The organism is Spiroplasma endosymbiont of Megaselia nigra, from assembly GCF_003987485.1.
In the GTDB taxonomy this organism is placed as follows: domain Bacteria; phylum Bacillota_I; class Bacilli_A; order Mycoplasmatales; family Mycoplasmataceae; genus Spiroplasma.
This window is the reverse complement of record NZ_RCOO01000030.1, coordinates 1-9,816: the sequence shown is the minus strand read 5'-3', so window position 1 is coordinate 9,816 and position 9,816 is coordinate 1. Positions and strand designations below refer to the sequence as shown.

Annotated in this window: 11 protein-coding genes and 1 riboswitch; of the genes, 3 read left to right on the top strand and 8 right to left on the bottom strand. The window is 26.6% G+C overall.

Going from position 1 to position 9,816, the window contains the following annotated elements; translation table 4 throughout:
* Nucleotides 1–284, top strand: a 284-nt coding sequence (locus tag D9R21_RS02425; RefSeq protein ID WP_148108819.1) for an integrase core domain-containing protein, incomplete at its 5' end; no start/stop codon positions are given.
* A gap of 17 nt (nucleotides 285–301) precedes the next feature.
* Here D9R21_RS02425 and D9R21_RS02420 read toward each other — a convergent pair.
* The 7 genes from D9R21_RS02420 to D9R21_RS02400 all read right to left on the bottom strand — a co-directional run bounded on the left by D9R21_RS02420 (nucleotide 302) and on the right by D9R21_RS02400 (nucleotide 4,671).
* Nucleotides 302–967 (bottom strand): hypothetical protein, encoded by a 666-nt coding sequence (locus tag D9R21_RS02420; RefSeq protein ID WP_126820953.1) that lies wholly within the window; start codon nucleotides 965–967, stop codon nucleotides 302–304.
* 209 nt (nucleotides 968–1,176) lie between these two features.
* Nucleotides 1,177–1,473 carry a hypothetical protein gene (locus D9R21_RS08220; RefSeq protein WP_241568688.1) on the bottom strand — a complete coding sequence of 99 codons (297 nt, stop codon included), beginning with the start codon at nucleotides 1,471–1,473 and terminating at the stop codon, nucleotides 1,177–1,179.
* Between the two features lie 150 nt (nucleotides 1,474–1,623).
* A complete protein-coding gene (locus D9R21_RS08215) occupies nucleotides 1,624–1,896 on the bottom strand; it encodes a hypothetical protein (protein ID WP_241568687.1) in 273 nt (90 codons plus the stop codon).
* Between the two features lie 63 nt (nucleotides 1,897–1,959).
* Nucleotides 1,960–2,634, bottom strand: coding sequence for a 5'-methylthioadenosine/S-adenosylhomocysteine nucleosidase (gene mtnN / locus D9R21_RS02410; protein WP_126820952.1), 675 nt, complete (start codon nucleotides 2,632–2,634; stop codon nucleotides 1,960–1,962).
* A 161-nt stretch (nucleotides 2,635–2,795) separates the two neighbouring features.
* Entirely contained in the window at nucleotides 2,796–3,893 is a 1,098-nt protein-coding gene (locus D9R21_RS02405; RefSeq protein ID WP_126820951.1) for a nicotinate-nucleotide adenylyltransferase, read from the bottom strand.
* A 51-nt stretch (nucleotides 3,894–3,944) separates the two neighbouring features.
* Entirely contained in the window at nucleotides 3,945–4,112 is a 168-nt protein-coding gene (locus tag D9R21_RS08210) for a hypothetical protein (protein ID WP_241568686.1), read from the bottom strand.
* A complete protein-coding gene (locus tag D9R21_RS02400; RefSeq protein ID WP_241568685.1) occupies nucleotides 4,090–4,671 on the bottom strand; it encodes a hypothetical protein in 582 nt (193 codons plus the stop codon). Before D9R21_RS02400 ends, D9R21_RS08210 begins: the two co-directional genes overlap by 23 nt.
* Before the next feature lie 88 nt (nucleotides 4,672–4,759).
* Nucleotides 4,760–4,858, top strand: a riboswitch (TPP riboswitch).
* Between the two features lie 79 nt (nucleotides 4,859–4,937).
* On the opposite strand from D9R21_RS02400, the gene D9R21_RS02395 reads away from it, so the two are divergent.
* Nucleotides 4,938–5,963, top strand: a complete 1,026-nt coding sequence (locus D9R21_RS02395; RefSeq protein WP_126820950.1) for an energy-coupled thiamine transporter ThiT — start codon at nucleotides 4,938–4,940, stop codon at nucleotides 5,961–5,963.
* Between the two features lie 37 nt (nucleotides 5,964–6,000).
* On the opposite strand, the gene tkt is transcribed toward D9R21_RS02395, so the two are convergent.
* Nucleotides 6,001–7,965, bottom strand: coding sequence for a transketolase (gene tkt, locus D9R21_RS02390; RefSeq protein WP_126820949.1), 1,965 nt, complete (start codon nucleotides 7,963–7,965; stop codon nucleotides 6,001–6,003).
* A 325-nt stretch (nucleotides 7,966–8,290) separates the two neighbouring features.
* Between tkt and D9R21_RS02385 the strand changes: the two genes are divergently transcribed.
* Nucleotides 8,291–9,514: a hypothetical protein gene (locus D9R21_RS02385; protein WP_126820948.1), complete on the top strand. Its 1,224-nt coding sequence runs from the start codon at nucleotides 8,291–8,293 to the stop codon at nucleotides 9,512–9,514.
* The last annotated feature ends 302 nt before the right edge of the window (nucleotides 9,515–9,816 follow it).

Sequence of the window (9,816 nt, the reverse complement as noted above, 5' to 3'; positions counted from 1 at the left end):
AAAAAGATATAAGTGACATAATAATTCATTCAGATCATGGATTTCAATACACATCAAAAATATATAATAATAAATGTATATCTAATGGAATTAGAATTTCTATTGGTAAAAATTATCATTGTGCTGATAATATTGTTATTGAAAGTTTTCATTCTTTATTAAAAAAAGCAACAATTCATAACAATATTTACTTATCGCATGACGAATATATTAATGATGTTAAAAAATGAAATAAATGATATTCAACCCGCAAAGAAAAGGATATAATAAATAAAAGTTTATAAACCTTTTTTACTAATACTTACTTTTTGGGGTGCAGTCTATAATCTAAAAGGCTTTCTTGAATATTACTTAAGACATCTAAATTATTAGAAATAACTACTTCATTATCAATTATACCATTATTATATAATTTTTTAAACCTTACTTCATAGGGAATCGTGACCTTAAGCGTGATTCCTAATATTGCTTGTGGAGTACGTTTTATTAACTTTGTTATCTTATAAAAATTAATATGATATAACCTAAACGAAATATTATTATCATCTAACAACAATGGCATTGTATCACCATAATAATTGGAATATTTATTGCGTAACATCTGATTTAAATTAGCAAACTCTACTTGAAAACCAGTCAATAACTGTTCTAAAAAACGATAGTTCTTAATTTCTTCTCGTGTTAAACTTAAACTATCTTCCGTTTTTTCTACTGCTGTCACTAAATCTGTAAAAAATGGTATTTGATCCGGATAATCATTAATATCAACTGTTGCCTTTGTATCCCACCACGCTTTGAAAGTTTGCTCTGCTTCGTCTTTAATCTGATTTCAAATTTCAAGATCTTTATTAGTATTTACTTCTTCATCATCAATGATATGCTTTGGTCTTGTTTTACAACTAGCCACCCCAAAAGCACTACCACTGCCTAACACAAAAGTACTAAAAATGGTTAATAACCGTTTCATCAATATGCCACCTTCTTCCAATAAGATACTTATTACTTATTATTATATTGAATAAAAAAAACACAGGAGTACTTTTAACAACTTTTTTGCTGAGTAAAATATTTATTAAAAATTTTTTGCTTGTTGATAACGTTTTGTAACTTTTAAGATACTAAAATGATATAAGCCTCCAAAAGCAGCAATAATCCCTGAAATTAAAATAATAGCAATTATAAATCAAACAATACCAGGTAGACCTTGTACTTTTGGATTTGTAATTTGTAAAAGAAATATTGATATGCAATCTTTAGATGCATTCCACTATATTCACATAATATTCCTTTAATAACTCCATAAATACCATATAAAATTGGATAAATAAAATATCACCCTAATTTTTGTCGATAAAATTGTTTTGTTAAAACTAATGGTGACTGCTTAGCAAAGATAACAATATAAATAATTGTTAATACTGGTACAACAGCATGCAGAATAATTTGCTCTGTTCACTGTAGAGGCCCTCACATTAAATCTTTATTTTTTAAGATTGCTGGTAATAATACGAAATTGTAAATTAAACAAGTAACGGTAATATACACAGCAACTGATAATGAGAAATGTGTTTTTAATGGTTTAATAATTCCTTCTTGCCGATGGCAAATAATTGCAATTACGAATTAAATTAATACTAAAAAATTTGATTGTGTTGTAAAAAATGAAATTCATCATATTGTGTAACCAGCATAATTTCAATGACTAATTGCGCCTGTTTGATCATAAACATCTCATAAATATGTTACTTGGTTATTACTGTCCGTCACAATCATTTTGTCTAAATGCAGTAAATTAGTTAAATAATTAGTTAGTAATCCAAATAAAACAACTAATGCAATAATTATTTTGAATCAAAACCGTCAGTCACGACAATAATATTTGATAAAGTTTTGCATTTAATCCCTCTTTCTATTTGATAACATTGTTCAAATTATATCTTAATTTTTAATTTTTTATTCTTAATTATTAAATAATTCTGCTGAAATTAATTCACAAATTAAAATTCCTGCTTGTGATAAATTTTGTTTAAATTGTATTGTTGAACTTTTCTTATTTGCTTGTAAATAATCTGTAACAATTTTAATACTAACAATTGGAATCTGATAATTTAAAGCAACTTGAAAAAAAGCACAACCTTCCATATCAACCACATCAATCTTATTTTTAAATTTAGTTTTAATATGCTCAAAATATTCTATTTTATCAATAAAAATATCACTACTGCCTAAAACTGCTGTTTGAATGTGCGGCATTTTTGTTGTAATTGTAGCTATTAATTTTTTATCACTATAATAACTAGGTAATTCGCCAGGGATTTGCCCCATTGCATAACCAAACTCTTGGGCATCAGCAAAAGTATAGTAAGCTTCCGTAATTGCTAAAACTGATAATGGTTTAAAATTTGGTTTTAAAGTCCCAACAGTTCCAAGATTATAAACTGTTTTAATTGCATAATCTTTAAGTAAGGTTGTTAAAGTCATAGCAGCATTAACTAACCCAATTTTGCTAATTGCAAATAATCAATTATCTTTTTGATATACTTCAATCTGGGTATATTTATCAACTATTGTTGGTTTTAAAACATTTAAAGTTGCTGTCAATTCCTCTTTCATTGCACTAATAATTAAATTCATAACGTTATTTATGGTAGTAAGAAAAAAGTTTAGGTTTTGGTATAAAAATTATTTTTTATTTTAGAGATATCTTTAAAATACCGATAAATCAACTTTTAAAAAAGTTATCTAATTATTTTTATTTATATTTTTTATAAAACCTAAGCTTTTGTAATACTATCTTATTTATCCTCTTTTCATTGCTGATAAGTCAATTGTATATTTTTTCCTAAATGCTCAAGGCCTTGCTTCGCGACTGCTCGTTCAAATTGAACTATTAATAATTCTTGAAATGCCTTTACTAAATCTTTTTGGGCTAATGTTCGATAATAATCAACTTTTGAATAATTTCGTTCACTACTAATTTTATCCGCAACAAAAATTAGCATTTCAAATAAAGTCATTTCTGGTCGACCAACAGTATGTCATTTAATTGCTGATAAAATATCTTCATCATTAAATAATAAATCATATTTTAAATGGCAATAACCAGTATAAGCATGCCAAGTAGCAATTGGCTCTGATAAAAACGTTGGTAAATATTTTGTTAGATATGCTTTTTGTTTTTGTTCTAATCATTGTTTTGTAATATCATGATAAGTCCCAGCAATTAAAGCTTTTTGCGGATTTAACTTATGAACTAATGCTAATTCCCGCGCTTTTTGGCCAACATTTAAACAATGTTGATAGCGTTCCTTATCCATATTTTGGCCTAGTCGTTCTGGTAAATATAATAAATTATTATTAATATAATTCGTAATATTTGGCAATTGTAATGCAATGTTTTTTCCTTCTCGTAACATTGTTGATGATAAATGTAAATTATTATGAAATGGAAGTAACATTGCTTGATATTGTTTTAAAATTGTTTGATCAATTGGTTCATTTCGTTGGAAAACAATAAAAGTTTGCATTCTTGCTAATTCATTAATATTGTTTCATTTATTTAATGATGCTAGTTGATCAGAACCAATCATAAAATAAAACTGATGATGAGGAAATTGCTGTTGCAATTTTAAAACAGTTTCATATGTTGTACTAGGCTTTGCATTTTCTAATTCAATTAAATTAATTTTAACATCCACTAAATCAGCGATTGCTAAATTAATCATTGCGACACGATCCGTAGGGGGAGATAATTTTCGTGTTTTAAAAGGATTCTTATTTGTTGGAATAATTCAAATTTCATCAATATCTGTTTTTGTTTTAACAAGATTAATCATTGCTAAATGGTCAGTATGAAATGGGTCAAAACTACCACCAAATAATGCTATCTTCATTTATTCTTCCTCCCAATCCAAAAATAACAGCAAATTCAAACAAAATAAAAATTATTCATCTTTATTTTTAATTCCTAATTCAACCAAAACATCTTCGACAGTATCACGCACAACTTCTTGAAATTGTTTAATAGATAATGTAATGGTAACATTTTCTTTTTCACTTAAATAATTAGCAATTTTTTTTTGGTAAGTTTTATTTAAAATTATTAATTTCATTTTTATTACCGGTAATTGTAACTTTATTTTTTTTTACCCCTTTTGAGAGATTCTCTTCTAATGGTTCACCATTATGGTATAACTCTAACTTATCATCATCACGATGAGAAATTTTAATGCGATCCATAATATATGCCATTCGATCATTAAAATTCCGTTCTTTAATTTGATTTAGCATTTGTTTAAATTCATTTGGTTGAACTTGTGAACTATCACGTAATTTTTTTAATTGTTCTAAACGTTCTAAAACATTTTCATGTTCATTAACATTATATTCTTCTTTGTATTTATTAATTTGATGACGTGCATTTTGAACAAAGCTATGAATATTATTAACATTCTCTTGGTTCGATGGTTTGATGTGTTGTTCAGTATTTCTAATTTCAGAATTTTCTGAGTTATTTACCATCACTTGTGTTGATTGTGGCACTTTAAATTCAATTGTTTCATCACTAAAATTAACCCCACTAAATGCTTCAATTTCATCATCAAAAGCACTAGCTGTTTCTAAATTTACTATTTTTTGTTCAGTTTTTTTTCGTCTTCATCATTTAAACATATCTTTGCCTCTAATTCCATATACATTATATTATATAATAAATTATTAAAATTTATTGCAGTTTTTTCCAACAATGTTAAGATAATATTGTAATTGACAGAGGTAACTTATAAAACATACGTTTGAGAAATACTCTTCGAACCTGATCTAGTTAACACTAGCGTAGGGAGTTCAAATTCGTTATTTATTTAATTTAATAAATTTAATTTGATTCTCACTTTCACAGAAGTTAATTACAAAATTATTTTTGTAAGGAGATTTTTTATATGGTTACATCCCCATCTTTTAAGGTTAAGTTAAACCAACAAAACATTATTTTATGATACAATAAAGCAACAATTTTTATTGTCATAAGTTTATACCTTGGTATTTTAATAACGCTTAGTATTTTACCACTATCAAGATTAAGTAAACTATTTTATTTAAATAATGACCAATATTTTAAAAATATATGAGTTTTTTGTTTAACGACTTGTGGACTTGGTTTAATATTTAGTATCATATCTGCAATAAGTGTTTGATTAACAAATTATGAAGAATATATTAATTATAAGTTTCAGTTTATTATTTTAAATATTATTAGTTTGAATGTTCTTAATTTAATTAGTAATATTATTATTTATAGTTATGAAATAAAGGTTAGTGATTTATTATTTACTAATACTATGAAACGAAAACGATTTTTAATTAATTTAGGAATTTGAAAATGAAAAACATTTGATATTGTTATTATTGCGATGTTTGTAGCAGTAACCTTAGCTTTAGCATATTTAGAAACATTATTTCCTAACTTACCATATGGTGGTGGCATTGGTTTAAAATATCTTCCACTTATAGTTATTGCTTTTTTACACTCAGCAATCTCTGGTTTTATAACTGGGAGTATTAGTGCCCTGATGTCATTGCTATTTATTGCTTCAAATTTTATTGTTTCACCATGATCATATTTATTAGATTATTTTGTTCCAATGATTATTCCAACAATTGCGGGTTTTATGCGTTTTAAAGTTAATAATGACAAAAAATATATTACTTATGTTAATTATATTATTATTTGTTTTAGTATTATTACTCTTATTTACTTGTCACAAGTATTAGTTGGTGTTTTAATTTGAACAACTTTATTCCCGGATTCAGTTTGACCAGGTTATAGTAATTGATTATATGCCATTGTTTATAACTTTATTCATAGTTTTCTTTTTACATATCCAATTATCCAAATTGTTGTTCCTTTTATTTTACGTAGTTTAGCTCCCATTTTTTGACAACGTTATTTAAAATATGATAGTTAAATAAACAAGAGAACAATAAAAAATGCAATTATCATTTTTATGATGATTGCATTTTTTTATTAATAGCATTAACAATGTTTTCTACATTAAAACCAAAATATTCTAATACATCTTGAAATGGTCCTGCTTGTCCAAAAGTGTTAATTCCAAAATTTAAGCCATTATTTGAAGTATAACGTTCTCAACCAAAGGTTGCTCCTAATTCAATTGACGCAATTAAAGCTGTTGGTTCTAACAATTTTTGTTTATAGGCAGCATCTTGCTGCTTAAATAATTCTCAACAAGGCATTGATACTACTTTTACTTTAATTTTTTTATCATGTTCTAATTTGTTTGCAACAGCAATCGCCATGCTAACTTCACTACCAGTTGCTAACAATACAACATCATTATTATCTTCTTGTCCATAAACTTGATAAGCTCCTTTTTTCACTGCCTCAACATTTGAATGTTCTAATTCTGGTAAATCTTGTCGTGTAATTAAAATAACACTTGGAGTATGTTTTGACTGTAAAGCGATATGATAAGCTCCCAATGTTTCATTAAAATCAGCTGGACGAAAAACATTTAAGTTTGGCTGACTACGTAACATTGCTAATTGTTCAATTGGTTGGTGCGTTGGACCATCTTCACCAACAGCAATTGAATCATGCGATAAAATATAAATAGCTGGAATTTCCATTAATGAACTTAAACGAATAGCTGGCTTCATATAATCAGCAAAAACAAAGAAACCACTTGCAAAAGGAATTAATCCACGGTGTAAACAAATTCCATTATTAATGGCTGCCATTGCAAATTCACGCACTCCATAAGCTAAATTACGGCCTAATCGATTTTCAGGACTATAAACACCATCAGTTCCCTTTGCTTTTGTACTACCACTTAAATCAGCACTACCACCAATTAAAGCTGGAATAATATTAGAAAGACGGTCAATGATTGCCCCACTACTAATTCGTGTTGATTGTGGCTTAATTGGTTTTAAATCACGAAAATCTTGTGGATTAAAATTAAAATTACCATAAACGGCATCATCAAGTTCTTTTGCTAAAGTAGAATTTTCTTTGCAAAAACCTTGATACATTTCTAATCATTCCTGATATTTTTTAATTCCTCGTTGTTTAACATTGATTTCAAAATCCTTATAAACTTCACTAGGAACTTCAAATGGTTTATAATCTCATTTTAACATTTTACGAACTGTTTCAATATCACTTCCTAACGGCGCCCCATGTACTGCTGGTGTACCTTGTTTTGTTGCCCCATCACCAATTATTGTTTTTACTTCGATTAATGTTGGTTTATCACTTTTTTTTGCTTTTATAATAGCTTGATCAATTGCTTCAATATCATTACCATCTTTGACAAAAAGATAATTTCAATTTGCTGCTTTAAAACGATCAGCAATGTTTTCACTTTGTGCAACATTAACCATATTATCTAATTGCACATCATTAGAATCAAATAATACAATTAATTTATTTAGTTTTCAATGTCCTGCTAAAGATATTGCTTCTTGTGTAACTCCTTCTTGTAAATCACCATCACCACATAAAACATAAGTATAATGATCATAAAGAGGATATTTATTGGTATTGTATCTTGCTGCTAAATGCGTTTCTGCTAACGCTAAACCAACTGCTGCTGCAAGTCCTTGGCCAAGAGGACCCATTGTCACATCCACTCCGGGCGTTAAATGTGATTCCGGATGACCAGGCGTAATTGAATCAACTTGACGAAAATTTCGTAAATCATCAATATTAAGATCAAATCCTGATAAATGCAATAACGAATATAATAAAGCACTACCATGTCCTGCTGCTAAAACAAAACGATCACGATTTTTTCATTTATCCACTTGTGGGTTAACAACTAAGTGTCTTGTGAATAAAGTATATGCCATTGGCGCAGCACCAAGAACAATTCCTGGATGGCCTGAATTTGCTTTATTAATTGCTTCAATTCCCAACATTTTGATTGTATCAATTGATTTTTTCATTTTATTTATCTCCTTTTTATACACTAATAAATTAATACTCATAATATCATTGTACAACGAATTAAAAGAAAGAACTTAATAATTTGAAAAATATTCCATTAATTCTTACTTTTTTTGGATTATTCATTTATAATTAATGAAGTTGAAATGAAAAAATTAATAGAAAAAGAGTGGTCCCTTGAATGGTTAAATATTTATTTAAAAGTCGTGATAACGTCCTCTAATTTTTTAAAAAAGTAAGTTAAAAAAGAAAAGATTTTTTAAACCCTACACTAAAAAGCAATAATATGATAAATACCATAAAGCAAAGGATGTGATAATAAAAATGACAAATAAATTACGAAATTGAAAAATAATAATAATTATTCAGGGAATCTTGATGGGAGCACTATTTTCATTTATTCCATTTGCAATTTTTGATAAATTTGGTTTAACAAAAATTTGATTCTTCTTATTAGTTCCCACTGCAATGTTCTTTTTTACCCCATTATGGGCTAAAGTTAAAAAGAAAAAGAGTAATACCTTTATCCTTCAAATTAATAGTTTTTTTCTTTTTATTTTTCTCTCGTTATTAATGACTGTTAATTTTTTTGATAATAATTTAATTATTTATTTTTATCCCTTACTGCTTTTTTGTACAGGAATGTTTCTTGCTGGAATGGTTCCTTTTTCAATGGAAATTATCCGTAGTTATACCCGTGAACATCAGTTAAAAACAAACCCTAGTCTTTATTTTATTTTAGGAAGTGTTGTTACAATTATAATTCCTTTTTTAATACAATACTTTTTAACAGAATTAACAGCTAAAATTTCCTTACAAGGATATTTTAGTCTATTTGCATTAATTAACTTTAGTTTAATTTTTTTAAACCATGATATTCAAACAGAAGAAATTACTTTTAAAATTAATCCTAATAGTTGAAAAGTACTTCAAAAAAACAAACAATTTTGAAGTTATTTATATTCATCAAGTTTTTTATACAGTATTAATGAAGTATTTGGTTACATTCTTCCTATTTTAATTTTTAATAACACCGCAATTATGATTATAGTGATAGGTAGTTTATATGTTATTCGAAAAATAAGTTATTTATTTGGATATTTACTAAAAATAAACAATAATAATATTAAACACCAAATTATTTGTAATACAATTATTGCTATAATTGCCATTGCATTATTATTAGGATTAACAATTGCCTTCTTCCCCTTTCAAACCCAATTATCGCATATTTTATATTTAACAATTGGTTTAGGTGGAAGTCAAATCTTAATAGGATGTTGTCTTGGGCATTTAAGTCGTATTCAAAAAAATAATATAATTAATTTAGTTGGAACTGAGCATTTAACCTTAGGTCTAATGATTGAACATGTCTTCGGGCATGCTATCTTTAGTTTATTGTTAGGCATTATTATTATTCCAGTAATAATTACTTTTTCTACAAATATATTAACTTATATAATTATTTATAGTATTATCATTGGAATGTTATTTTTAAGTTTTATTTTTATTTTTAATAAACTACCAGTAAAAAGAATAGGGTCTTAGGTTTTAATATATAAATTATAAGAAAAGATATCTTATATAAGATATCTTTTTAATGTTAAGGAAAAAGAAATTTATTAAAAAATACTCTTGTTTTTTTCTTAAAAAAAGTTATAAATGGAATATAGACTGCACCCCAAAAAGTAAGTATTAGTAAAAAAGGTTTATAAACTTTTATTTATTATATCCTTTTCTTTGCGGGTTGAATATCATTTATTTCATTTTTTAACATCATTAATATATTCGTCATGCGATAAGTAAATATTGTTATGAATTGTTGCTTTTTTTAATAAAGAATGAAAACT